The organism is Methylocystis sp. Sn-Cys (assembly GCF_016745395.1).
GTDB lineage: Bacteria > Pseudomonadota > Alphaproteobacteria > Rhizobiales > Beijerinckiaceae > Methylocystis > Methylocystis iwaonis.
This window is the reverse complement of record NZ_JAERVJ010000003.1, coordinates 257,293-280,180: the sequence shown is the minus strand read 5'-3', so window position 1 is coordinate 280,180 and position 22,888 is coordinate 257,293. Positions and strand designations below refer to the sequence as shown.

The following is a 22,888-nucleotide window of genomic DNA, read 5'->3' as shown; positions in this document are numbered from 1 at the left end:
AGGCGCTTCAGAACGATCAGCCGCTGCTTCACGCCCGGAAAAGCCGACAATTTCGTTTCTATCACGACAAGCATGTCATGGTTTGCACAAAACTGTCTAGTTTGCGCGACCTAGAGTCGCAGGGGGCGGGCCGCAACGCGCCCGGAAACGAGAAAGCGGCGCTCGTACCTTCCGCCATGCGGGCGTGCTATTCAGCCCCACGATCAGCATTGATTTACTCTGAATTTCCGGACGGCTGCTTTGGGAATCGCTCGAACGACGACGCATCGATCGATCGGATTCCCCTCGTCGGAACGCGCCGGGGCGTCACTCGCCTGAACGGCGCAAATCCGTGAAATGGCGCGCATTTGAGGAAGACGAATGGATTTAGGCATCAAAGGCAAACGCGCGATCGTCTGCGCCAGCTCGAAAGGGTTGGGTCGCGGCGTCGCACAAAAGCTCGCTGAAGCTGGCGCGATATTGACGCTGAATGGCCGCACGGTGGTCACGCTGGAGCAAACCGCAAGCGAGATACGCGCAACTTACGGCGTCGAGGTGCAGGCCGTCGCCGCCGATGTGACGAGCGAAGAAGGGCGGCAGCGGCTACTCGAGGCGGAACCACGGCCCGACATCCTCATCACCAATGCCGGCGGACCGCCGCCCGGCCTGTGGTCGGACTGGGGTCGCGACGCATGGCTCGACGCCATCGACGCCAATATGTTGGCGCCTATTTTCCTGATGACGAGCGTGCTGCCCGGAATGATCAGCCGCAAGTGGGGACGGATTGTCAATATAACGTCGGCGACGGTCAAATCACCTGTGGCGGAGCTGGGCTTGTCGACTGCCGCCCGAAGCGGATTGACCGGATTTGTCGGCGGCGCCGCCAGACAGGCGGCGAAAGACGGCGTTATCATCAATAATCTGTTGCCCGGCCCACACGAAACCGACCGCATGGTCTCGCTCCTGAGTAAAATGGCCAGCGCCCGGGGGCTGTCCGTCGAAGACGTTCGAAACGAGGCCTATGCCGCCAATCCGACCGGGCGTTTCGGCGCCCCTGAGGAGTTCGGCGCGATGGCTGCATTCCTGTGTAGCGAATATGCGGCTATATCGTCGGCCAAAACATCTTGCTGGACGGCGGCGCCTTCGGGTCGACGCTGGGATAGGAGACGGTGCCCCCTACAATCCAAGGCAGAGAGAGAGCGCTCGCGCGCGGCGGCAAGTATCGCGAAGGTGCGGCCATGAAAGATTTGGCTCTGAGCGAGGTCTATCGGCTCATCGAGCCCGGCCCGGTGGTTCTGCTGACGACCGCCCATAAAGGCCGGGCCAATGTCATGACCATGTCCTGGCACATGATGGTGGACTTCGACCCGCCCCTCATCGCCTGCGTGGTCAGCGACCGCGACCATAGCTTCGCCGCCTTGCGGGCGACAAAGGAATGCGTCGTCGCCATTCCGCCGGCGGGGATGGCGGAAACGGTCGTGGCGATCAGCAATTGCTCCGGGCGGGACGTCGATAAATTCGAGGCTTTTGCGCTCACCAAGCGGAAGGCGGAAAAAGTGTCGGCGCCGCTGGTCGCAGAATGTTTCGCCAACATCGAGTGCAAGGTCGTCGATACACGCCTTGCCAACAAATATTGTCTCTTTGTGATGCAAGGCGTGAAAGCCTGGATCGATCCAGCGTGCAAAGAGTCGAAGACGATCCACCACCAAGGGCTCGGAAGCTTCGTCGCCGATGGCGACAGGATCAAGCTGAAATCCGCAATGCCGTGAGTTATAAAAAAGCAACTCGTATCGCACCGACCGGAGCCTCGATGTCCAATCTCTTCGACCCTTTGCATATCGGCGATCTGCGCCTCCCCAACCGGATCGTCATGGCGCCGCTGACGCGTTGCCGGGCGAGCGAGGGCCGCACGCCGAATGCGCTCATGCGCGATTACTATGTCCAGCGCGCCTCCGCCGGGATGATCTTATCGGAGGCCACCTCCGTCACGCCCATGGGCGTCGGCTATCCTGACACGCCCGGCATTTGGTCGGACGCGCAAGTTGACGGATGGCGCGAGATCACGCGCGCGGTGCAAGAAGCAGGCGGCCGCATTCTGCTGCAATTGTGGCATGTTGGGCGCCTCTCCCACTCGGTCTATCTCGATGGCGCGCCGCCGGTCGCGCCCAGCGCCATCGCCGCGGAAGGGCATGTCAGCCTGCTGCGGCCAAAGCAGCCCTATCCCGTCCCGCGCGCCCTCGACATCGACGAGATTCCCGGCGTCGTCGCGGCCTATCGGCAAGGCGCCGAGAACGCCAGGCGCGCCGGCTTCGACGGCGTGGAGATCCATGGCGCGAATGGCTATCTGCTCGATCAGTTTCTGCAGGACAGCGCGAATAAAAGAACCGACCGCTACGGCGGCTCGATCGAGAACCGCGCGCGTCTGATGCTGGAAGTCACCGAGGCGGCCATCGACGTCTGGGGAGCGGGACGCGTCGGCGTGCATCTCGCGCCGCGCGGCGACGCGCAATCCATGGGCGACTCAGACCCAAAAGCGACCTTCGGTTATGTCGCGCGCGAGCTCGGCCGGCGCAACATCGCCTTCATCTGCGCGCGCGAGCACCAGGGCCCGGATGCGCTGGGGCCATATTTGAAGCAAGAGTTCGGCGGGGCCTATATCGCCAACGAAGCCTATACGCGCGAAACCGCCGGAGCCGCGATTGCGGCGGGCGATGCCGACGCCGTGGCTTTCGGCAAGCTCTACATCGCCAATCCCGACCTCGTCGAACGCTTACGCCTGGGCGCGGCCCTCAACGAGCCAAAGGTCGAGACCTTTTATTCGAAAGGCCCGGAAGGCTACGTGGATTATCCGACGCTCGCTCGAGGGTGAGGGCGTTACACGGCCGATGGATCGAGCGCGGCTTCGCGCGGACGCTCGATCCATCCCCGACGCTCGCGCCGTTTGGACACACAGGGAATCACCGCCGTCATTGCGAAGAGGCGAAGCCGACGAAGCAATCCAGGGCCACATCGCCGCCCTGGATTGCTTCGCTTCGCTCGCAATGACGGGCTCCGAGTAAAACCAGCGCTTTTGCGGCTCTGGATTCTCGATCGCTCGCTCGAGCAAGCGTCGGGAATGACAGCGAACCAATCAAGCGGATTTCGCATCAGCCGGGGGATGCGGCGGACCCCGCCAGCAACCCGCCGTCGATGTGAATCTCGGTCCCCGTCACATAGGTCGCTTCATCGGACGCCAGAGTGACGGCGATCGCCGCGACTTCCTCGGGCATCCCGAAACGCTTCAATGGCGTGTCGGCAACCAAGGCTTGCATCTTGGCTTCGCGATCGGGACCGGTTCCCAGGATCGGCTCCCATATTCGCGTGCGTATCGCGGCCGGATGGATCGAGTTGCAGCGTATTTTCCATCCTTTTTGCGCGCAATAAAGCGCAACCGTCTTGCTATGGTTGCGGATCGCCGCCTTGGATGAGGCGTAAGCAGCCGCCAGTGGGATGCCGACCAAGCCGGAACGCGACGAGATGTTGATGATCGAGCCGGCGCCCTGCGCCTTCATCGCCTTGATGGCGTAACGACACCCAAGGAAGGTCCCATCGAGATTGACCCGATGGACTTCCCGCCAATCCGCAAGGCTGGCCTGTTCGGGATCATGCGCCGCGGCGCCCTGCTCAAATCCCGTTACGCCTGCATTGTTGACCACCACGTCGGCTGTCGGGACGCGTTCGGCCAGGCGCCGCCAATCGGCTTCCTCCCGCACGTCGAGCGGCTCGAACCGACAGCCGATTTCCGCGGCGGCCGCGGCGCCAGCCGCTTCGTCTATGTCTGTGAGAATGACGATTGCGCCTTCGTCACGAAAGCGGCGCGCAATCGCGCGACCAATGCCGCGCGCCGCACCAGTAATGACGCAGGTCTTTTTGTGAAGTCTTTCCATGATGATCTCGAAAAAGAGTCCAGCCGGCGGATCGCTCCGCCATCGAATGCCTTCCCGCTTTAGCGGTGATGCTGGATCATTTCGAAAGTCTCCCAGGACGAGATTTATTTACCTGTGCCCACGCCGCCCCGCAACGCCCACCCCTAAAATGTCTCTGCGCGGCGCTTCGGCGCGGCCAGCAGCGCGCCTGCCCGGACAAGCGCGGCGGCCAAGGCCCATCCCCATGATTTCAATGCAAATCTAGACAAACATAGTAAGGCTCGAGCGCAGCTATGTCGCATTATTCGGACGCGCCTCAAAAACGACCTTTTTTCGCAGCATTTTTACTGCGCTCTGATGAGAGAATATTTATCTAAGTCGCGGTTTTATCTTACAGAATCAACAGCACCAACTTCGTTTCCACTTCGTATTCAGGATAAAGGGCGTGCAAGCATGAGGAAATTATTTATTGCCTCGCTTATGTCTTTGTTCTTCTCGGGAATCTCGGCGCTGGCTGGCGACTTGTCCGCTTTGGCGCCTCCTGCGTTACCTTGGATGCTTACGCCAAAGCCACAGCCAACTCTCAGAGTCGGGGCCTATGTTGGGGCGCTCAGCAATCAATCACTGATCAACATCACAGTGCGTCGCCCTTGGGACGCGCATTTCGTTCCGGGCGCGATGGTGGACGCCCACGCAATTTATACGGCTTATCGCTTCGAGCGCGTCCCTTTAGACCTCGAAATCGAGGGCGGCGTCGCCAAGCGTTTTGGCAGCGACGCTGGCGGGCGTCAGTGGGAGTTCGACCTCATTCCGATGGGGCGGTGGAAATATTTTCCATGGAACGATTTCATTTATACGAACTTCAGGGTGGGTCTTATCGGCGCAAGCTATGTGACCGGCATTTCAGATTTCGAAAGGCAGTTCGATAGCAGCCATCACAGCGCGCGATTCCTGAATCTGCTTGTTCCGGAATTTACCTTCTCGCCGTCTAAAGACGCGCCTTTCGAAGTATTCGTACGCGTCCATCATCGGTCTGGCGTCTACGGCCTCATCGACGGCGTGCATGGCGCTTCCAACTACATATCGACCGGGATGCGATTTTCAGTCTTTTGATCCGACTGACGCAACGCGTCGAAGCCCCTCGCTATTGGCCCCTTCCTCTCACAGAGACGCAGGCGCGGCGCGCCGGGGCTAACTCCGCCAAGGCGCAGCAGCGCGGGACCTGGAGCGCCCCCTCGGGCGCGGCAAACAGCCGCGCGCGCTTCCCCTTGCAGGGCTCGGTCTGGCGTTTTTCAACTGCTCGGGTTTAATGGCGCGCCCGAAAGGATTCGAACCTCTGACCCCCAGATTCGTAGTCTGGTGCTCTATCCAGCTGAGCTACGGGCGCCTGTCGGCCGGCGGTTTCGATCCCGCTTGGGGATCAGCGCCGCGACATGCGACCGTTTAGCGACAACCGGAGCGCTTGGCAAGGCCTGTTTATTTTTATGGGCCCGCGCTTGCGCCGCCGATCTGATTCTTTAAGTAGGAATCGTCACACAGGATTTGCCATGGAAACTTTCGTCTCGCACGGCGTCGAGATTGCCTATTCGGATTTCGAGCCCCTTGGCGACGACCGACGCGAGCCGATCGTCCTCATTCATGGCTTCGCCTCCACCCATGCGGTGAACTGGATGTTCACCCAATGGGTGAAGACGCTGACCGAAGACGGGCGCCGCGTCGTCGTCCTGGATAGCAGGGGCCATGGCCGGTCGCAGAAGCTCTACGACCCAGCGGAATATGCGCTCGACCTAATGGCGCAGGACGTCGCCAATCTCCTCGACCATTTGTCCATCGCCCGCGCCGACGTCATGGGCTATTCGCTCGGCGCGCGAATCGGGACGGTGCTGACGCTCGCCCATCCGGAGCGCGTCCGCTCGCTGATTCTCGGCGGCATCGGGCAATATCTCGTGCAGGACGCCGGCCTGCCCTCAGGGCTCGCCGAAGCCATGGAGGCCGAGCGAATCGAGGACATCGACAATTCGATGCTCAAAATTTTTCGAGGCTTTGCCGAATCGACCCGTAGCGATCTCAAGGCGCTCGCCGCCTGCGTCCGCGGCGCCCGCAAGGCGTTGGACCCGGCGCTCCTCTCGAAGATCGAATGCCCGGTGCTGATTTGCGTCGGCACGCGCGACGACGTCGCCGGCGATCCCTCGCCCCTGCAGCCGCTGTTCCGCAACGCCCGCGTTGTCGACATTCCTGGCCGCGACCACAACCGCGCCGTGGGCGACCGCATCTATAAGCAGGCTGTGCTGGAATTCCTGGGCCAACGCCCCTGATGCGCGGCCGCGCCCGAGGCGCTATATAGCCGCTTGGCGCGCTTTCGTTCCGAGATGCGCGCTTTCCGGGAACGGCTCACTGTCATTCCCGACGCTCGCGACGCGAACGATCGGGAATCCAGCGCCAAATCAAAGCCATCGTGGCTCTGGAGTCCCGGTCGGGCCGTCGGCCCGCCGGGAGCCGAACGCGAGCTGTTCGAGCGGAAACGGAGAAGAGGAAGCGTCCCATGGCCGCCGAACAGCGGGAAATAGCCGCGTCCGTCATCGATTTCGACCCGCTCCTCGCCCGCCTGCGGCTGGAGGCGGAGGATGTGCTGCGCCGCGAGCCGGAGCTCGGCGGCTTCATCTACCCCGCCATCATGGCGCAGGAGAGCGTCGCCGGCGTCGTGGTCCATCGCGTGGCGCAGCGCCTCGACCGGCCGGAAGCGCCCTATGCGGCGATTCGCCAGGCGTTCGATTCCTGCCTCGCCCATGACGGCGCCCTTGCAGAGGCCTTCCGGGCGGATCTTTTGGCCGTCGTCGAGCGCGACCCGGCCTGCACGCGGCTCCTGGAGCCGGCGCTCTATTTCAAGGGCTTCCACGCCTTGCAGACCTATCGGCTGGCGCATTGGCTGTGGAAAAACGGCCGCAGCGATTTCGCCCTGACGCTGCAGAGCCTGTCCTCGCAGATTTTCCAGACCGACATCCACCCCCAGGCCAGGATCGGCAAGGGCGTCTTCATCGACCACGCCACAGGCGTCGTCATCGGCGCGACGAGCGTCATCGAGGACGACGTCTCCATGCTGCATGGCGTGACGCTCGGCGGCACAGGCAAAGCGCGCGGCGATCGGCATCCGAAGGTGCGGCGCGGCGTGCTGATCGGCGCCGGGGCCAAGGTGCTCGGCAATATCGAGATCGGCCGCTGCGCCATGATCGCGGCGGGCTCGGTCGTGCTCGATTCGGTGCCGGCCAATAAAACCGTGGCGGGCGTGCCGGCGCGAATCGTCGGCGATTCGAAATGCGCCGAACCGGCGCTGGCCATGGACCAAATGCTGGCGGTTCTAGATGCGGGAATGGACAAGAGGGCGGGGTTGTAAGGTGAAGAAACTGTTTCTTGGCGCGGCGCTCGCCATTCTGGCGTCCGCGGGCGTCTCATCGCATGCGCTTGCCGCCGGCTGGCATTATTACGATCCCGACTGCCCCATCGCGATCGGGCCGAAGTCGATGAAATTCGTGGCCATGCAGCCAAAGAAAAACATCGACCGCGAATGCGACGCTTTGCCCGACACCGGCGCCTCCGTCATCGTGCTCGACGCCAGCGACAATGAGCTGCGCGACATGAACTGGGACGTCCGCGTGCTGCGCGCCAAGGCGCCCGACAGCCAGCCGGACCCTGAGGCCGACGCCGTCAGCCGCCAGCCGATCCAGAAGTTCCGCAACGGCATGATGAATTTCGACCAGAATTTCAAACAGGCCGGCAATTACCAACTCTATGTGAAGCTCACGAGCGACGACGGCGCCAAGAGCTACGAAGGCCGCCATCCCTTCTCGGTGGGGCTCGTGACCGACGAGGAATTCTATCTCTACATCGGCTTCGGAATTTTCATCGTCCTGGCCGGCGGCGTGGCGTTCACCATGTGGCGGCAGGGGAAGCTCTTTTTCAAGATTCCGAACTTCGCCAAGCCATCGTGACGCGATGGCGCAGTCACTGTCATTCCCGACGCTCGCTTGTGCGAGCGATCGGGAATCCAGAGCCAAACCAGCGCTCTTGTGGCTCTGGATTCCCGGTCGGGCTTTCAGCCCGCCGGGAATGACATCCCCCGAGGCGAGCCGTTCATGCGAGACGGAGTGGTCGACGCCGCCCGCTATGCCGGCAGCATGACGACCTTCGTCTTGACCGGCGTCCGGGAATAGAGGTCGATCATGTCCTGGCTGAGCAGGCCGGTGCAGCCGCTCGTTATGCCGTTGCCGATCGTCTCGGGGTCGCTGGTGCTGTAGATCGTGTAAACCGTATAGACGCCGTTCTTATAGAGATAGAGCACGCGGGCGCCGAGCGGATTGTCCAGACCTCCCGGCATGCCGCGGGCGTATTGGCGCGCCTCCGGCTGGCGTGCGATCATCTCCTTGGGCGGCGTCCAGGTGGGCCATTCCGCCTTGCGCCCGACATAAACTTCACCGCTCCACAGGAAACCGGGGCGGCTGACATTGGCGCCATAGCGGGTAGCCATTCCGTCGCCTTCGACGCGGTAAAGGTGGTAATTCTTGGGATCGATGATGATCGTGCCGGGCGCTTCCTTGGTGTCGTAGCGCACGAGCCGGCGAAAATATTTCGGATCGATCTTGCTGATATCGACCGCCGGGATCGGGAATTTCTCGCTCGGGACAGCCGCGTAAAACTTCGCCGCCTCGGCGCGGCCCATGTCGTCGGAGGTCACACAACCGGCGAGCCCCAGGGCGCCGAGACTGGCGGCGGAGCCGGACAGAAACGACCGGCGGTCGAGCCGCCCTGACATCCCGTCCTTCGTGATCACGATTTTGGAGTTTCCCATGTCCTATCACCCGAGAATACGCTGACATAAACCCGCCGAACGTCTTTTTGGCGAGCTGTGAGATTGCCGTCAACTCGCTTTCAGGAATGTGAAGAACCTCGGCTTTTCTTGTGGCCGCGCTGGCCCCGGCCGCGCAGAGGAACTTGCCGCGTCGGCCCGGGTTTCCGCCATTGCATTCAAGAGCAAACGGCGTGCCGCTCGGAATGGATGCGGCGGGAGACCGGGAGCGCGGAGCATGATCCGTTACGTCGCTTATCGCAAGGCGGTCCTCGCGGGCATGGCTGGCGCCGTCGCTTGGGAGGCCGTCGCGCGCCCGCTCATCCTCGCCGGCGTCCCCTACTTCGACATTGTGGGCACGCTGGGCACGCTGGCGCTCCCTCACGCCAGCGCATGGGCGTGGTGGGCGGTCGGCATGTCGCTGCATTTGCTGGTGGGCGCGATCTGGGGCGTTTTTTACGCCTATTTTTTCTGGTCGGTCCTGCCTTTGCCGCCGATGCTCCAAGGCTTGCTGTTCGCCTTTGTGCCCATGCCTCTGGCGCTCTTCATCATGCATCCGCAGTTCGAACTCATGCACCCGCTCGTTGGAAGCGGCGAGCTGCCGTACTCGGGCCTGTTCGGCCTTTCGGGTGGATGGCGCGAGCCGGCGTCGATCGCCGCCGGGCATCTTATCTGGGGCGCGGTTCTCGGCCTCGTCTATGTCAGACCCGTCGGCAATGCCGCCGAGCGGCTGCCCCGCTTCATCTTCGAAGGGCGGAGACCTGCGCGTCCCATCGCCGCGGCGCGCCCGCCCGCCGAAGACAGGTTCATGTTCGCCACCGGCGTCGAATGCAGTTACCCAACTCTTCAAGGCGGGCGTTGGCGTATCGATGAGATGGCCGCTTGCGGCCATTATCGTCATTGGCGCACGGACCTCGCGCTGGTGCGCGACTTGGGGCTGCGCTACTTGCGTTACGGGCCGCCGCTGCATCTCATCAACCCGCGCAGGGGCCAATACGACTGGGCTTTTCTCGACGACGTCGCTGACGAAATGCAGCGGCTCGGCATTACGCCGATTATGGACCTCTGCCACTTCGGCTTGCCTGACTGGCTCGAGAATTTCCAAAATCCCGAGGCGCCTTATGCGCTCGCCGACTATGCGCGCGCCTTCGTCCATCGCTACGATTGGGTGCGCTTCTACACGCCTGTCAACGAGATGTATGTGTGCGCCAAGCTCAGCGCGCTGGAAGGCGTGTGGAACGAGCAACGCCGCGACGAGCGCGCCTTCGTCACCGCGACGCGACATCTCGCCAAAGCCAGCGTGCTGATGATGCAAGCCATCTCGACCGCGCGGCCAGATGCTGTGTTCGTCAACAGCGAGAGCGGCGAGTTTTATCAGCCTTGCTGCCCCGATCCGAAGGTCCGCCGCATCGCCGATTTCGAAAACCAGCGCCGCTTCATCGCGCTCGATTTGCTCTATGCGCGCGGCGTGCGCGACGATATGCGCGGCTATTTGATCGAAAATGGCATGCCGCCCGAAGAATATGCATGGTTCATGCAACAAGACGTCGGCGCGCGCGCCATCCTCGGCGTCGATTATTACGAATGGAACGAAAAGCTTATCAACGCCAATGGCGACGCGCAGGCGCTCGGAGAGTTGTTTGGTTGGTACGTCATCGCCCGTCAATATTACGAGCGCTACCAACGGCCCATGATGCACACTGAGACAAACCGCCTGGATGCGCGCGACGCGCCGCGTTGGCTGTGGCGGCAGTGGCATAATGTGCAGCTCATGCGCCAGGCGGGCGTGCCGATCGTCGGCTTTACCTGGTATTCGCTCACCGACCAGGTCGATTGGGACATCGCGCTGCGGGCGCCGCTGGGCAACGTCAACCCGGTCGGGCTCTTCGATCTCAATCGCGATCCGCGTCTCGTCGGCCTGACCTACAAATATTTGGCGCAACTCTTCGAGCCGGATCTTCGCCAGGCGCCGACCATCGAAGCCGTGCTGACTGACGCCCAGCAACAGATGACGATCGAGAAGAGAAGACGTCATGCTTGAGATCCTGCGCGCCCATGGGCTGGACGCAGGCCCGACGCAGCGGCCGCTGCTGGCCGGCATGGCGGCGAGCATTGTCGCCGACCTTCCAGCCTTAGGGTTGCTGCAAGCCTTTGGATCGCTGGGCGCCCTCGCTCAGGCGACGCATGCTTCCATCATCATCCCAGCCCTGGCCTATATCGGCCTGATGCTGCTTGGCGGCGTGCTGTATGGCTGGCTGTTTCAGCGGGCCGCCAACGACCCGCGGGGCGGCTGGCTTTTCGGCATGGCTTTCGGGTTCGTGTTGTGGATGCTCGGGCCGATCCCGCTCCTGCAATGGCTCCCGACGCAGCCCTTATTGACCGGCTATCCAGCGGTTGGGCTTCTGCTGGGCGAGTTGCTCTGGGGCTTGGTCCTAGGGGTGGCTTTTCCCTACGTGCATCGTCCGCTGCGCCCCAACTTGAGCGCCCAGCTCGCGCCGCCTACCGCGCGCACAGGCCCGCAAGCCGCCTGCGACCCGCATTTGGCGCGGGGACGCTGACGTGCTCCTTCGTTGCGAGCGAAGCGAAGCAATCCGAGAGCCGCCGTAGCTGCCCTGGATTGCTTCGTCGCTTACGCTCCTCGCAATGACGGGGCCCGCCGGCGCGAAGCATCGGAAGGCCATAGGCCTCACATTGTCGGCCGGTAATCCTCCGCCCCCCAATGCAACGTCCCTCTCGCCCGCGCCGGCCCGATGGCCGCGCTGGCGATGCCGTAATGCTGGGCTAGACGGTCGAGCGCGATTTTCAAGACGACCTTGCCGGAGCGGGCCGGCCAGCCGCGTTCGCTTTCGACGGTTTCGAGCCCCTTGAGATAGCCGCAGACGTCGGTGAGAAGGCCGGCAAGCTCCGGGCCGACGGCGTCATAGGCGCGCGCGAGACGACTGCGGGCGTCCATGGCGATCTCCGTCACCACGACGCCGGCGTCGGCGCCGCGCCGCGCGCCGGCGCCAGAAACCTCCCAATTGGCGGTGACGCGCTGGAGGATTTGCGCCTGCTCGATGTCGCGCCGGAAGCGTTCGCCGGCGTCCACTTGCGCGCGATCCAGAAAAGGCTTGCCATTTGCGCCCTTGCGTTTTGCGAGCCAGGCGAGCGGGCTTTCGGCCTCGTTGACGAGCGTCGGCCTTCCGCCTTGCGGCCCCGGACGTTTCTCGATTTCCCCATGCTGAGCGCGGAACGGATCGAGCGCCGGCTCGGCCACGGCCAGCCGGCGCAAATAGGCGCGGCCAGAGTCGTTGAGGCGCAGCCGCCCTGCCCCGCTGTCGACAACGAGCCCTTCGGCCAAGGCGGCCTTGCCCGTCGTCTCCGGCAGGCGCGCGCGCACGACGGTGATCCCATTCCGAGGCGCCGCCACGACAAGCGCGCCATCGTCGAGGCCGCTCGGCGCCGCATGGGCTTGGGGTTCGTCCAGCGCCTGCAGGAAACGCCGCAGCATTCGCGTCGACGCCTCATTTTTGTGGTCGCTCTTGCTCATTGCGGCGCTCCTTCACAGTCCGCGAGCAACGCCAGAACCATGTCGCGCTGCGCCGCGACCGCGCGCTCCATTCGCGCCGCCGCGACGTCGAAGCGCGGCGCGTCTCTGAGATTTTCGATCACCGCGCAGGCGTGCCGCATGGTGGCGCGATCGCGCCGGAATTGCCGCGCGCAAGCGGAAAGGCTCGCGCCCAAAGCCACATGGTGCAGATAGACCGCATATTGGCGCGCCCGGGCAATCCTCGCCCGGCCGCGATCCGGCGCCGCCAAGGAAGCGGCAGGGACGCCCGACGCCGCCGCGGCGGCCGCAATGCTCAAGCCGGGGATGGGGGGAAACAGCTTTCGTTTGGAAAAGGCGCTGGGCATGAGAGACCTCCTGATCAACGCCGATCAGGCTAGTTCTGAAAAAAATCCTATTCAAGGAAAAAAATCTATCCCCAGGGGCGCGCCGCCGGTCATGCTCACCGCAAAGGAGGAGCAAGCCATGCCCATCGCCCATCCAGCCCCCGCCAAGTCAGACGCCAAGCCGGTCGCCCAATCCGCCGCCGTCAGACGCCTGAAAGCCCATGCCCGCCCAGCCGTCGAGGCCGCGCTCGGCGCCAGCCTCGCCGGTTACGACCGGCTCGACGCGCTCTCGCGTTTTCACCGCCTTTCGCGCGAAACCATCCTCAGCGAAACGCCCGCTGCGGCGCGCGCCGTGCTCCGTGAAATCGAGCAGGCGTTACGAAAAGAGCGCGCCTGGCGCGGCCATTGGACCTATGATCTCAACCGCCATATCGCTTTGCTCGTGGCGCATCGCGCGGAGAGCGCCCGGCTTGCGGGCATGGGGCGATCGACTGAAGGATTACTTTCCTAATTATCCACTTGCGTCACGATGTTGCCTTAATTCCTAGTTGTGATAGTTTTTTGATGTTATAGTTCCGGGCGCTCACATGACAACCGAATTTAGTAACAATGAAGATAATCTGAAGTCGAAGCTAAAGCCTTTTCTTGATAGGCACGCGGATTCCAAAGTTTCCACAGCGAAGCTGGCAACACAAGAACATGTGATTATAGAGAATCCGTGGAGCGATGAAAGCGTTATAATTTTGCTGAAAGACGAATCAGACGATATTGTTGGCATCTTAAATCGCATCATACTTCCTCAACGCTTTAGCGCCTTATATCATATTGAAGATAAAAGGCTTGAATTGATATATACCGCCTATCCTCTCAAGTCACAGGTAGCTCAATCCGCGTCACGGTCATTCAAATTCAATTTTGGAGATAAGGAATACGTTTGTGAGTTTAAAACATCAAGCAATAGCCTTCTTGAGATTGCTGGAGCCTCGCGACCATTTGGCGAATCTACGACGCAGCACAGAAACCTTCAGTCATTCAATACATATTCAAGAACGCGAAAAGACATGCAGATTGCGACCTCGACGCCGCTTGGTGAGCCAATTTCATTTTGGATAAATGATATTGAATGGGACGAGGACTATGTTGTTCAAATGGCAATGCATCTTAACTTTTATATGTTATATTTCGATAGGAGTTCTCCATTCATATTAATACATCCCCCAAAAGCGACAGACTCGATTGCAAGCAGCTTCAAAAGACGCGAGCCAACAGAGTCATTTCCTAGTGTTATTTCCGGGCGCAAAATGGATGATATTTTATTGCAATTTTGGCATGGTTGCATATCCGGAAATTCGTTCACTAAATTCCTCAACGCATATAGAATTTTGGAGTATTCATCGTTTTTCTATATGGAGGAAAGACTCAGGTCGTCTATCAGAAAAGCATTAGCTTCCCCGGACGCATTTGGTAATTTGGACCGCGTTGTTGATAAGATATCATCGACAATTGGGGCTGATCGCCTTAAGGACTCCCAGAGACTTTCAATGCTTTGTAAGGAGTGCCTTTGCATGGATCGTTTATGGGGAGAGATAGAAAATAACAAAGATGTATTCTCGTCAGATTGCGTTTTCGACGGCGGATTTACTAGCCCACGTCTGGTTAACAATGGTTGGAAGCGGAGTGATTTTGAAACGAACGGCATAGATACCGTAGCGCAAGCGCTACGCAATGTCCGTAATGCATTGTCGCACGGGAAAGACCAGGCGACAGCTCTTTGCATCACGCCGACCCATCACAATATGCTGCGACTGAGACCTTGGTCGGAACTGGCTCGAACTGTGGCAGAGGATGTGATGGTTTACAAAAAATACATGGTCTAGCCCTAGTGTGGTACGAAAAGTGCTGCATTTCTGCGGAACTTTGACGGCTAAAGGCGGTTGTAATAGTGAGACTGGAGGAGGTGCTGATGGGTATCGGAGATTGATATCGGAGCCATGAAAAGAGAGCCCCAAAACCTTGTGGTTAACGCGATCCGCGAATCAGAGGCTACTGCCACGGGGATGGCGCAATCGCGCTCGCACTGAAATCGGCACCTCAAAAAATCGAGGCGGGAGAGTAAGCCCTTCTAAGGCTTCCTCTCCTTCGACCGTCGCTTCCACCAGAGCGGCCTTAAACCTCCGTACCGGCAGCGTCAGACGCCTTCCTTCAGGGCCCGCGGATCCTTACGTGAGGTGCGGGCGGTCTTTGGCCGGCATCTTCGGCTCTTCCACATTGCCGAAATTGGCTTCGGCCTCGTCGATCTTGCCTTTCCCCGCCATGGAGCGGTCATCGGCGATGTCGGTCTTCATTAACCTTGCAGATATGCGGCGCAAACCATGCCGTGCGATAGAAACCAAGAGAATTGCGCATAATCTGGTGGGCAGGGAATACCTTTCTTGCTCGACGCCATAAGGCGGAAGCTAAGCGTCGGCTTATGGGTCTGAACAGGCGGCTTCGTGGTTGGTGAAAATCGGGGCGGTAAGATCGGTGGTCATCGTCAGCTCCTATGACCAATCCTAACGAACCGACGTTGCAAAGCACAGTTTTTCCTCCCCAAGGCCTCGAATATGGCTCCTCCGCAGGAGGGCGTCCTTAGCATATTGCCGGCGGACGAATACGAAGCGCGCTTTTCACACAGCCGCGTTTTGCTTAAATTGCGAGCTTCCTTCCGCCGCGCCCAGGGCTTGCGATGATGATCGAACGAATTCTGGCCCTTGCCGCCGCCGCTGTCGTCGCCGTCGCGCTCGGCGTCGGCCTGACGATGATGGCTCTGTCGCCGCCGCCTGCGCGGGGCGCGTTGAGCGCGACAACGGCCCCTTCCGATAAGCCGAGCCCACGGCAAGCCGTCGAGACGACCATCGCCTCCGCGCCGGAATATGGGCGTTTTTTCGCGCGGCTGCGCGAGAAATTCCCCCAGGACTATGAGGGAACGATCAGCGGCTTCGCGTCGCGTCTCTCGGAGACGAAGGCCGATCAGGGCGCCGATTATTATCTGTCCGAGGCGATGCGCCGCCTGCGCCAGTCGCGCGGCGCGCTCGCCGCCAAAGCCGAGCCCGAGGCCATGTCGCGCGTGTTCGCCAAGCAGCTCGCTGTTCTGCAGGCGATCGCGCGCGAGGACAAAAAATTATGCGTCGCTTTCCTTTACGGCGCGAATAATCTCGATTTCCAGCGTTTTGCCGCCTCGCGGCGCCCGCTCGTCGCCGATATGGCGAGCGCGAGCCTGGAGGCCATGGTCGACGGCCAAGCCAAGAACATCGCCCGCGAGCAACCGACCGAAGCCGACTTCAAGGCGCTGGAGACGGCGCTTGCCGCGCGCGGCCTCGCCAAGCCGGAGATCGAAGCGCTGCTCGACGGCAAAATGCCCGACCCGCCGCTGGAAGACGCCAAAATGTGCGCCGCTGGACAAACCTATCTCGAAGTCTTGCGGACCTTGCCCGAGGCCCCGCGCTCGCGGATTTATGGGCTGGCGCTGGAGCTGATGGCGAAGTCGTAGGGAGGCGCTACTCGTCCTCGACCTCATCGCAGCGGAACGGCCCGCGCCAGCGGGCGTAGCGCCAGGGCGTGAGCGGGCCGGCGTTTTCCGGCAATTTTTGGGGAACGGGGTCGAACCCCTCGCCGCCGCCCGGCCGGCAGCGGCAGATGCGCGCGAAGCCCATCCAGCCGCCGGCCCACAGGCCATGGCGCGCAATGGCTTCGTCGGCATATTCCGAGCATGTCGGCGCATAGCGGCAGCTTCTTCCGGCGAAGGCCGAGAAGGTCACGCGATAGAGTTGGATCAAGCCCCGGGCGAGCAGAGCGACGGGCGATTTCATCGGGGCCTTTAGATCACGTAATCGAAGGAATCATAGGCCAGGCCGCGTAGGAGCTGGTCCATGTCCCGCGCCGGCAGCGCCCTGGGCTCGACGCCGACGACCTTCGCCGGCGCGCCCGCGACGATGGAATTCGGCGGCACGGCGTGCAGCACGACCGAGCCCGCCGAGATGCGCGAACAGGCGCCGATCTCGATATTGCCGAGGATCTTAGCGTCCGCCCCGATCATGACGCCGCGCCCGACCTTGGGATGCCGGTCGCCGGCGACCTTGCCGGTGCCGCCGAGCGTCACGCCGTGGAGGATGGAGACCTCATCCTCGACCACCGCCGTCTCGCCGACGACGAATCCAGTTGCGTGATCGAGGAAGACGCCCTTGCCGAAGCGCGCCGCCGGATGAATATCGGCTGCGAGCGCGTCCGAGGTCCGGCTCTGAATATAGAAGGCGAAGTCGCGCTTGCCCGCCCGCCACAGCGCATGAGCGAGGCGCGACGCCTGGATGGCGTGATAGCCCTTGAAATAGAGCAAGGGCTCGATGAGCCGCCGGCAAGCAGGGTCGCGCTCGACATAGGCCGCCGCATCGAGGCGAAAGGCCTCGCCAAGCTCGGGCTCGCTCTCCAGCGCCGCGAGAAAGGCGTCTGCGATCGCGGCGGCGTCGAGCGCCGAGGCCCCGAGCCGGCCGCTCACGCGATGGATCACCGCCTCTTCGAGACTGTGGCGGTTCAGAAGCTCGCCGATGAAGAGCGGCGCCAGCGCCGGATCGAGGCGCAGCGCATCCTCCGCCTCCTGTCGCATATGCGCCCACATGGCGTCGCTGCGCGCGCAAAGCGCGGAGAGCTCTTCGGGCGCGCGCGGCTCCATTGCTACTCCGTTAGAATTTCACTTGCGGCGGCTGCTGGGCCGCTTCGCTTGCGGAGAATTCCGCCATGGGCTTCGTCCCCGCGAAGAAGGTCTTGGCCCAAAGTAGCGTCGGGAAGGTGCGCAGCGAGAGGTTGAACTCGCGCACCGCCTCGATGTAGTCGCGCCGCGCCACATTGATGCGGTTTTCCGTGCCTTCGAGCTGCGACTGCAGCGCCAGGAAGTTCTGGTTGGATTTGAGGTCCGGATAGGCTTCGCTCACCGCCAACAGCCGTCCCAGCGCGCCGGTCAATTGCGCCTGCGCGTCCTGGAATTGCTTCATTTTCTCCGGGTCGGTGAGGGTCGAAGCGTCGATCTTCACCGAGGTCGCCTTGGCGCGCGCCTCGACGACGGAGGTGAGCACGTCCTTCTCCTGCTTGGCGTAGCCCTGCACGGTGGCGACGAGGTTCGGGATCAGGTCGGCGCGGCGTTGGTACTGGGATTGCACCTCCGACCACTTGGCTTTGGCGTTTTCCTCGAGCGTCGGGATCGTGTTGTAGCCGCAGCCCGAAAGCGACAGGGCGGCGACAATCGCGACGACGAGGGCGCGCCACCGGGACGTGAGGCTCATATGCATCTCCGTAAAAGCGGGGCGGACCCGCGCATGTGACAGGCGCAAACTTAAGGCTTGTGCGGCGACAAGAAAAGGTCGGGGGCGACGTAAAGTTCCTGTTATGTTCGGATCGAACATAAGGTAAGGTGCAAGGGGATCGTCAAGTGAGAAATCGATGCGAATTGCGGCGCTTTTTGCCGGGATCGGCGGCTTGGAATTAGGCCTGCGGGAATCGGGCCACCATACAGCCATGACTTGCGAAATTTGGGAGCCGGCCGTCCGCGTGCTCGCGTCACGGTTCCCGGAAATTCCAAACGAGCCAGACGTAACCGAATTGAAAAGCCTCCCTGGCGATGTCGATATCGTCACGGCCGGATTTCCTTGCCAAGACCTCTCGCAAGCAGGGATGACAGCCGGTATCGGCGGAGGCCGTTCTGGGCTCGTAAACAATGTGTTCCGGCTTCTGGATCAGCGGCGAGTTCCCCTCGTCATCCTCGAAAACGTCTCCTTCATGCTCGCGCTCGACAAAGGCTCGGCGATGGACCGCCTCACGAGCGCATTCGAGGAGCGCGGTTACAGATGGGCCTATAGAACGGTAAATTCTCTGGGCTTTCTGCCTCAGCGGCGCGAACGCGTTTTCTTTGTCGCGAGTTCGGGCGACGTCGAACCAGAATCGATCTTGATGGTCGATGACGTAGCGGCCAGACAACGCCTGACACGACTCGATACGCATGCCCATGGATTTTATTGGACCGAAGGAACGCGAGGCCTAGGTTGGGCTCCCAATGCTGTGCCTACGTTGAAGAATGGCTCCACGATTGGCATTCCCTCGCCACCAGCGATCCTGATGCCGAGTGGGGCCGTGATAAAACCTGATATAAGAGATGCGGAACGGTTACAGGGTTTTCCTGTCGATTGGACGGCCGAGGCGCCGGAGCGGTTGCGCTGGTCTCTCGTCGGCAACGCTGTCACGGCATCGGTCGCCGCATGGCTCGGTCGCAGACTCGCCAACCCGGGGAACTACGACCGGTTGCGGGACCGGGAATGGATCTTGCCGCGCGGAGCCTTTCCCAAGGCGGCACGATATGACGGCTCGAGCCGAAAGATTGTGGAAATTGGACAATTTCCCCTATGGGCCAAGCGCGAGCCTTTGCATCGCTTCCTGAAGCACGGAGGCGCTCCCCTGTCCGCCCGCGCTACGGCGGGTTTTCTATCGCGGGCCGAAGCGTCCAGCTTGCGATTCGTCCCCGGATTTCTCGACGCTTTGCGGGTTCATCTCGAATGCATGCGCTCGAAAGAGTCGCAGCGTCGCGCTTCCTTCCCGGTCGCAGCGGAATAACCCTTGGGCAGAGTGCGTCTTCCGACCGACGAAAAGCGCAGCGCATTGATGCGGCGCGTCCGACGCCGCGGCACCTCGGCCGAGCTCACCGTCGCAGCGCTATGTCGGGAAGCCGGCTTGAGCTACAGGCTGAACGTCAAGTCTCTTCCTGGCGCGCCAGATCTCGCCAACAAAACGAAGCGGTGGGCAATTTTTGTCAACGGGTGTTTTTGGCATCGACACAAGAACTGCCGTTTGGCCACCATCCCCAAACGCAACCAGGCATTTTGGTTAAACAAATTCGCCGACAACCGTGCGCGTGACGCAAGGAAAGTCAAAGAGTTGCGGAGCCTGGGTTTCCGCGTCGCGATCGTATGGCAGTGCGAGGCGTCCGATAGAACCGCCCTGCTTCGCCGCCTTCAAAATTGGGCAAACCGCGTATCGTAAAGTCCCTGCAATCGGTCGATCATCGACGAATAATGATACGTATCTCGGGGTTGCGGGGCAGGTTCGGTGGCCAGCAGAGAAACGGGCGAACCGTCGTTGGCGCAGTCGATAACGGTAATCGCAAGGGCATCGTAGCCATCTACCCCCGGTTTGGAACGCCGAGGCAACTGCTTTATTTTGTCCACCGTAACCTCGACTGCCTTCGGTTGCTTGTGGCTGTTCCAGACGAGCTTTCCAGAATCGAAGGGAGTGTTCCTACTCGGGCTGAGGAATTGGGAAGCAGCGTTGATCGCAACAAACCCTGCGGCTATGGCGAGATCGTGCGCACCGTGCACCGTCAGGTGGCTAGAATTCAGCTCGTCATAGAGACGGGGAAGCGCCTTCCGATGCTCCGTCATGCAAGCCTTAGCTTCGAGCGCAATCAGAACAGTGCCGACGGCAGCCTCTTTTAGATCGGGTAAGTCCGCCAACTCGGCCCTTTCGCTTTCGGAGAGCGCGATCCCATATCTCTCCGCCAAGTTCCGTAGCGACCGAGTATGCGGGCCCGAGTCGCCGGCTGGCTGGCATATGACGAGATCGAGATCCTTCTTCCGGTCGTTTCTGAAGTCGCGCATCTCATGATTTATGCCGAAAAAGACGCGCCCTTCCGCTACATGCCGGCGAAGCGTCTGAGAGGCGCGCAAAAGGTCGAAAACTATCCCCCAACAGGCAACCTTGGAATGGTGGTCGCTGCGGCTATGATAATTCCAAGCATGACCTTTTGAATCCGTGACTAAGGCCCTAGAAATCGTTCTGGCAAAAATCGTGTCTCCTGACGCCATCCATCAGCTCTGGGCATTTTGACAATTAGATTCGCTGCGCCAAGTTAAGCTATCGTCTTGTCGGAAGAAAGGGCGGCGCCCAAATTGCTCTCGAATAGACAACGGTTATGGATCGACCGGAGAGATCAAACGCGGATACCAAAATGGCCATAGACGACATCATCGGCAATTTCGAGCTGCTCGACGAGTGGGAGGATCGCTACCGCTATCTCATCGAGCTCGGCCGCACGCTCGAGCCGCTGCCGAAGGAAGCCTATACGGACAACAACAAAGTGCGCGGCTGCGCCAGCCAGGTGTGGCTGGAGACGACGCCCGGCGAAGACGCCGCCGGCGCGCCGACGCTCACCTTCCGCGGCGACAGCGACGCCCATATCGTGCGCGGCCTCGTGGCGCTGGTGCTGGCGCTCTATTCGGGGCGCCCCGCGCAGGAAATCATCGACACCGACGCCGCGCCGCTGTTCAAGCAGCTCGGGCTCGCCGAGCATCTGACGCCCCAGCGGGCCAATGGGCTGCGCTCGATGGTGGAGCGGATCAAGAGAGAGGCGCGCGAGGCCGTTGCGGCGTAGCGCGACTTAAAAATCGCTCGCGACCCCTTTGACCTCCCAGTCGCCATATCGCGCCGGATCGAGACCGCCCCGGCCGCCGCGCTCCTCGGGAGCGGTCGCGTCAGCGGCTGCGGCGTTTCTACGCGCCTGCGCTTCGGCCAGCGCGCGTTGCGCGGCGGGCGGCAGATCCGCTATTTTTCGGGCAGACTCCGCTGTTTGGGCAGGCTTTGCGTCGCCGCCCGTCTCTTTAGCCTGAGACATATCCGGCTCCTGAGCGTCTCGCCCCTCGACCGCCCCATGTGCTATGATTCGCGAAGCGGGGCAGCGGAGAGACCGTTTGAGCGACAGTAGATCATTCGGGCGGTCGAAACCATCGCGATACTCCTCACGCCAGGGATTCGTGCCGGCCGAGGCGGCCCGCGAGGCCGAGGCGGCTAGGACCCCCGGCCTCCCCGCGCGTCTCGCCGCCGCCAGCATCATCGGCGACGTCATTCAGGGCGGCCACCGGCTGGACGAATGTTTTTCGCCCCAGGCCGTGCCCAACCGCCTTGCCGGACTCGAGCCGCGCGACGTGGCGCTGACGCGCTCCATCGCCACCGTCTCGCTCCGCCGGCTGGGCGTCATCCGCCATGCGCTGGGCGACCTTCTCGAAAAGGGGCTGCCGCGTCAGGCCGGGCGGCTCGAATATACGTTGATCGCCGCCGCCGCCCAGCTTCTCTTTCTGGAGGCGGCCGACCATGCGGCGATCGACCTCGCCGTGCGCGCGACCAAGCTTGAACCCAAGACCGGCGCCTATTCCGGCGTGGTGAATGGCGTGCTGCGCAATCTCCTGCGCCGGCGCGATGAATTCCTGGCGCTCGCGGCGAGCGGCGAGCATGACGCGCCGCCCTGGCTCGCGCAGCGCTGGCGCAAGGCCTATGGCGAGGCGGGCGCGCGGGCGATCATCGCCATGCATATGCAGGAGCCGCCGCTCGACGTTTCCGTGAAGTCCGACCCGCAAGGATGGGCCGAGCGGCTCGACGGCGTCGTTCTGCCGACAGGCTCGGTGCGGCTCAAGACCCGCACGCCGATCACGGAGCTCGCCGGCTACAGCGACGGCGAATGGTGGGTGCAGGACGCCGCCGCCGCGCTGCCGGCGCGGCTCTTGGCGACGAAGCCGGACGAGCGCGTGCTCGATATGTGCGCGGCGCCCGGCGGCAAGACCGCGCAGCTCGCGCTCACCCGCGCCCATGTGGTTGCGCTGGACCGCTCCGCCGAGCGGCTGAAGCTTTTGGCCGCCAATCTCTCGCGTCTCGATCTCCATGCCGATGTCGCGGTGGCCGACGCCACCGGCTATCAGGCGCAGCCTTTCGACGCCATCCTCATCGACGCGCCCTGTTCCGCCACCGGCACGTCACGGCGCCACCCGGACGTGCCCTGGACGAAGAAGCCCGGCGACATCGAGACGCTCGCCGCCTTGCAGGCCAAAATGCTGGCCCGCGCCGCGCTGCTGACGAAGGCGGGCGGACGCCTCGTTTATTGCACCTGTTCGCTCGAACCCGAGGAAGGCGAGCAGCAGATCGCCGCCTTCCTGCGCCGCAACCCGGATTTCCGCCGCGAGCCGGTAACGACCGCCGAGGGAATACCGGCCGAGTTCATCAACCGCGACGGCGATCTGCGCACTGTGCCGAGCTTTTGGCCGAATGACGACGCCCGGCTTGCGGGGATCGATGGGTTTTTCGCAAGCAGGCTGGTGCGGCAGGCCTAGGCGGGGGCGGTGCTCTTCGGTCGAGCGTGTGACATCGTGCATCGTCCTCATCACTGAAACGCCCCCACACACTTGATCCCAAGTGCGCGAGGAAGGCCGCGCTCTGCCCCTCTCCCCGC

At 62.1% G+C, this 22,888-nt stretch carries 25 protein-coding genes, 1 tRNA gene and 1 pseudogene; 16 read left to right on the top strand and 11 right to left on the bottom strand.

What is annotated here, in order from left to right:
- Nucleotides 1-360: 360 nt before the first annotated feature.
- From JJT62_RS08465 to JJT62_RS08455, 3 genes and pseudogenes are all read left to right on the top strand, one after another.
- Nucleotides 361-1,142, top strand: a pseudogene (locus tag JJT62_RS08465) (SDR family oxidoreductase).
- A 75-nt stretch (nucleotides 1,143-1,217) separates the two neighbouring features.
- The gene (locus JJT62_RS08460; RefSeq protein WP_202072274.1) at nucleotides 1,218-1,748 is read left to right on the top strand and encodes a flavin reductase family protein; all 531 of its coding nucleotides are present in this window, start codon (nucleotides 1,218-1,220) and stop codon (nucleotides 1,746-1,748) included.
- A gap of 41 nt (nucleotides 1,749-1,789) precedes the next feature.
- Complete coding sequence (locus JJT62_RS08455; protein WP_202072273.1) at nucleotides 1,790-2,848, top strand: alkene reductase; 1,059 nt, start codon at nucleotides 1,790-1,792, stop codon at nucleotides 2,846-2,848.
- 277 nt (nucleotides 2,849-3,125) lie between these two features.
- On the opposite strand, the gene JJT62_RS08450 is transcribed toward JJT62_RS08455, so the two are convergent.
- Nucleotides 3,126-3,905, bottom strand: coding sequence for an SDR family NAD(P)-dependent oxidoreductase (locus tag JJT62_RS08450; RefSeq protein WP_202072272.1), 780 nt, complete (start codon nucleotides 3,903-3,905; stop codon nucleotides 3,126-3,128).
- 432 nt (nucleotides 3,906-4,337) lie between these two features.
- On the opposite strand from JJT62_RS08450, the gene JJT62_RS08445 reads away from it, so the two are divergent.
- Nucleotides 4,338-4,997 carry a hypothetical protein gene (locus tag JJT62_RS08445; RefSeq protein ID WP_202072271.1) on the top strand — a complete coding sequence of 220 codons (660 nt, stop codon included), beginning with the start codon at nucleotides 4,338-4,340 and terminating at the stop codon, nucleotides 4,995-4,997.
- Nucleotides 4,998-5,194: 197 nt separating this feature from the next.
- Here JJT62_RS08445 and JJT62_RS08440 read toward each other — a convergent pair.
- A tRNA-Arg gene (locus JJT62_RS08440) sits at nucleotides 5,195-5,271 on the bottom strand.
- A 160-nt stretch (nucleotides 5,272-5,431) separates the two neighbouring features.
- On the opposite strand from JJT62_RS08440, the gene JJT62_RS08435 reads away from it, so the two are divergent.
- The 3 genes from JJT62_RS08435 (at nucleotide 5,432) to JJT62_RS08425 (ending at nucleotide 7,870) form a co-directional block, all read left to right on the top strand.
- Complete coding sequence (locus tag JJT62_RS08435) at nucleotides 5,432-6,199, top strand: alpha/beta fold hydrolase (protein ID WP_202072270.1); 768 nt, start codon at nucleotides 5,432-5,434, stop codon at nucleotides 6,197-6,199.
- 227 nt (nucleotides 6,200-6,426) lie between these two features.
- Nucleotides 6,427-7,275, top strand: a complete 849-nt coding sequence (gene cysE / locus JJT62_RS08430) for a serine O-acetyltransferase (RefSeq protein WP_202072269.1) — start codon at nucleotides 6,427-6,429, stop codon at nucleotides 7,273-7,275.
- A gap of 1 nt (nucleotide 7,276) precedes the next feature.
- Nucleotides 7,277-7,870, top strand: coding sequence for a hypothetical protein (locus JJT62_RS08425; protein ID WP_370568505.1), 594 nt, complete (start codon nucleotides 7,277-7,279; stop codon nucleotides 7,868-7,870).
- Between the two features lie 173 nt (nucleotides 7,871-8,043).
- Here the strand turns inward: JJT62_RS08425 and JJT62_RS08420 are convergent, their stop codons facing one another.
- Nucleotides 8,044-8,727: a L,D-transpeptidase gene (locus tag JJT62_RS08420; RefSeq protein WP_246744782.1), complete on the bottom strand. Its 684-nt coding sequence runs from the start codon at nucleotides 8,725-8,727 to the stop codon at nucleotides 8,044-8,046.
- Nucleotides 8,728-8,962: 235 nt separating this feature from the next.
- Here JJT62_RS08420 and JJT62_RS08415 point away from each other — a divergent pair, with 235 nt between their 5' ends.
- Both JJT62_RS08415 and JJT62_RS08410 read left to right on the top strand, forming a co-directional pair.
- Entirely contained in the window at nucleotides 8,963-10,765 is a 1,803-nt protein-coding gene (locus JJT62_RS08415; RefSeq protein WP_246744781.1) for a family 1 glycosylhydrolase, read from the top strand.
- Complete coding sequence (locus tag JJT62_RS08410) at nucleotides 10,758-11,282, top strand: hypothetical protein (protein ID WP_202072267.1); 525 nt, start codon at nucleotides 10,758-10,760, stop codon at nucleotides 11,280-11,282. Before JJT62_RS08415 ends, JJT62_RS08410 begins: the two co-directional genes overlap by 8 nt.
- Nucleotides 11,283-11,410: 128 nt before the next feature.
- Here JJT62_RS08410 and JJT62_RS08405 read toward each other — a convergent pair whose 3' ends face one another.
- Together JJT62_RS08405 and JJT62_RS08400 are read right to left on the bottom strand one after the other, a co-directional pair.
- A complete protein-coding gene (locus JJT62_RS08405; RefSeq protein WP_202072266.1) occupies nucleotides 11,411-12,253 on the bottom strand; it encodes a DUF6456 domain-containing protein in 843 nt (280 codons plus the stop codon).
- The gene (locus tag JJT62_RS08400; RefSeq protein ID WP_202072265.1) at nucleotides 12,250-12,618 is read right to left on the bottom strand and encodes a helix-turn-helix domain-containing protein; all 369 of its coding nucleotides are present in this window, start codon (nucleotides 12,616-12,618) and stop codon (nucleotides 12,250-12,252) included. Before JJT62_RS08400 ends, JJT62_RS08405 begins: the two co-directional genes overlap by 4 nt.
- Before the next feature lie 118 nt (nucleotides 12,619-12,736).
- Between JJT62_RS08400 and JJT62_RS08395 the strand changes: the two genes are divergently transcribed.
- Together JJT62_RS08395 and JJT62_RS08390 are read left to right on the top strand one after the other, a co-directional pair.
- Nucleotides 12,737-13,108, top strand: a complete 372-nt coding sequence (locus JJT62_RS08395; RefSeq protein ID WP_246744780.1) for a DUF6477 family protein — start codon at nucleotides 12,737-12,739, stop codon at nucleotides 13,106-13,108.
- A gap of 76 nt (nucleotides 13,109-13,184) precedes the next feature.
- Nucleotides 13,185-14,474, top strand: a complete 1,290-nt coding sequence (locus JJT62_RS08390) for a hypothetical protein (RefSeq protein WP_202072264.1) — start codon at nucleotides 13,185-13,187, stop codon at nucleotides 14,472-14,474.
- A 342-nt stretch (nucleotides 14,475-14,816) separates the two neighbouring features.
- On the opposite strand, the gene JJT62_RS19370 is transcribed toward JJT62_RS08390, so the two are convergent.
- Nucleotides 14,817-14,942 (bottom strand): hypothetical protein, encoded by a 126-nt coding sequence (locus tag JJT62_RS19370; protein WP_255537217.1) that lies wholly within the window; start codon nucleotides 14,940-14,942, stop codon nucleotides 14,817-14,819.
- A gap of 380 nt (nucleotides 14,943-15,322) precedes the next feature.
- Here JJT62_RS19370 and JJT62_RS08385 point away from each other — a divergent pair, with 380 nt between their 5' ends.
- Nucleotides 15,323-16,126: a hypothetical protein gene (locus tag JJT62_RS08385; RefSeq protein WP_202072263.1), complete on the top strand. Its 804-nt coding sequence runs from the start codon at nucleotides 15,323-15,325 to the stop codon at nucleotides 16,124-16,126.
- 7 nt (nucleotides 16,127-16,133) lie between these two features.
- Here the strand turns inward: JJT62_RS08385 and yidD are convergent, their stop codons facing one another.
- From yidD to JJT62_RS08370, 3 genes are read right to left on the bottom strand one after another with little or no spacing between them, the layout of a single operon-like run.
- Nucleotides 16,134-16,445 (bottom strand): membrane protein insertion efficiency factor YidD, encoded by a 312-nt coding sequence (gene yidD, locus JJT62_RS08380; protein WP_202072262.1) that lies wholly within the window; start codon nucleotides 16,443-16,445, stop codon nucleotides 16,134-16,136.
- Nucleotides 16,446-16,453: 8 nt separating this feature from the next.
- Nucleotides 16,454-17,302, bottom strand: a complete 849-nt coding sequence (gene cysE / locus JJT62_RS08375; protein WP_202072261.1) for a serine O-acetyltransferase — start codon at nucleotides 17,300-17,302, stop codon at nucleotides 16,454-16,456.
- Nucleotides 17,303-17,312: 10 nt separating this feature from the next.
- Nucleotides 17,313-17,909, bottom strand: coding sequence for a LemA family protein (locus JJT62_RS08370; protein ID WP_202072260.1), 597 nt, complete (start codon nucleotides 17,907-17,909; stop codon nucleotides 17,313-17,315).
- A gap of 157 nt (nucleotides 17,910-18,066) precedes the next feature.
- Between JJT62_RS08370 and JJT62_RS08365 the strand changes: the two genes are divergently transcribed.
- Together JJT62_RS08365 and JJT62_RS08360 are read left to right on the top strand one after the other, a co-directional pair.
- Nucleotides 18,067-19,230, top strand: coding sequence for a DNA cytosine methyltransferase (locus tag JJT62_RS08365; protein WP_202072259.1), 1,164 nt, complete (start codon nucleotides 18,067-18,069; stop codon nucleotides 19,228-19,230).
- Between the two features lie 12 nt (nucleotides 19,231-19,242).
- A complete protein-coding gene (locus JJT62_RS08360) occupies nucleotides 19,243-19,656 on the top strand; it encodes a very short patch repair endonuclease (RefSeq protein ID WP_202072258.1) in 414 nt (137 codons plus the stop codon).
- On the opposite strand, the gene JJT62_RS08355 is transcribed toward JJT62_RS08360, so the two are convergent.
- A complete protein-coding gene (locus tag JJT62_RS08355) occupies nucleotides 19,629-20,477 on the bottom strand; it encodes a hypothetical protein (protein WP_202072257.1) in 849 nt (282 codons plus the stop codon). The two genes, JJT62_RS08360 and JJT62_RS08355, sit on opposite strands and share 28 nt — an antisense overlap.
- Before the next feature lie 143 nt (nucleotides 20,478-20,620).
- Between JJT62_RS08355 and JJT62_RS08350 the strand changes: the two genes are divergently transcribed.
- On the top strand, nucleotides 20,621-21,043 hold the full coding sequence (locus JJT62_RS08350; protein WP_202072256.1) for a SufE family protein: 423 nt from the start codon (nucleotides 20,621-20,623) through the stop codon (nucleotides 21,041-21,043).
- Nucleotides 21,044-21,049: 6 nt separating this feature from the next.
- Here the strand turns inward: JJT62_RS08350 and JJT62_RS08345 are convergent, their stop codons facing one another.
- The gene (locus JJT62_RS08345; RefSeq protein WP_202072255.1) at nucleotides 21,050-21,283 is read right to left on the bottom strand and encodes a DUF1674 domain-containing protein; all 234 of its coding nucleotides are present in this window, start codon (nucleotides 21,281-21,283) and stop codon (nucleotides 21,050-21,052) included.
- A gap of 76 nt (nucleotides 21,284-21,359) precedes the next feature.
- Between JJT62_RS08345 and JJT62_RS08340 the strand changes: the two genes are divergently transcribed.
- The gene (locus tag JJT62_RS08340) at nucleotides 21,360-22,769 is read left to right on the top strand and encodes an RsmB/NOP family class I SAM-dependent RNA methyltransferase (protein WP_246744779.1); all 1,410 of its coding nucleotides are present in this window, start codon (nucleotides 21,360-21,362) and stop codon (nucleotides 22,767-22,769) included.
- Nucleotides 22,770-22,888 lie beyond the last annotated feature (119 nt).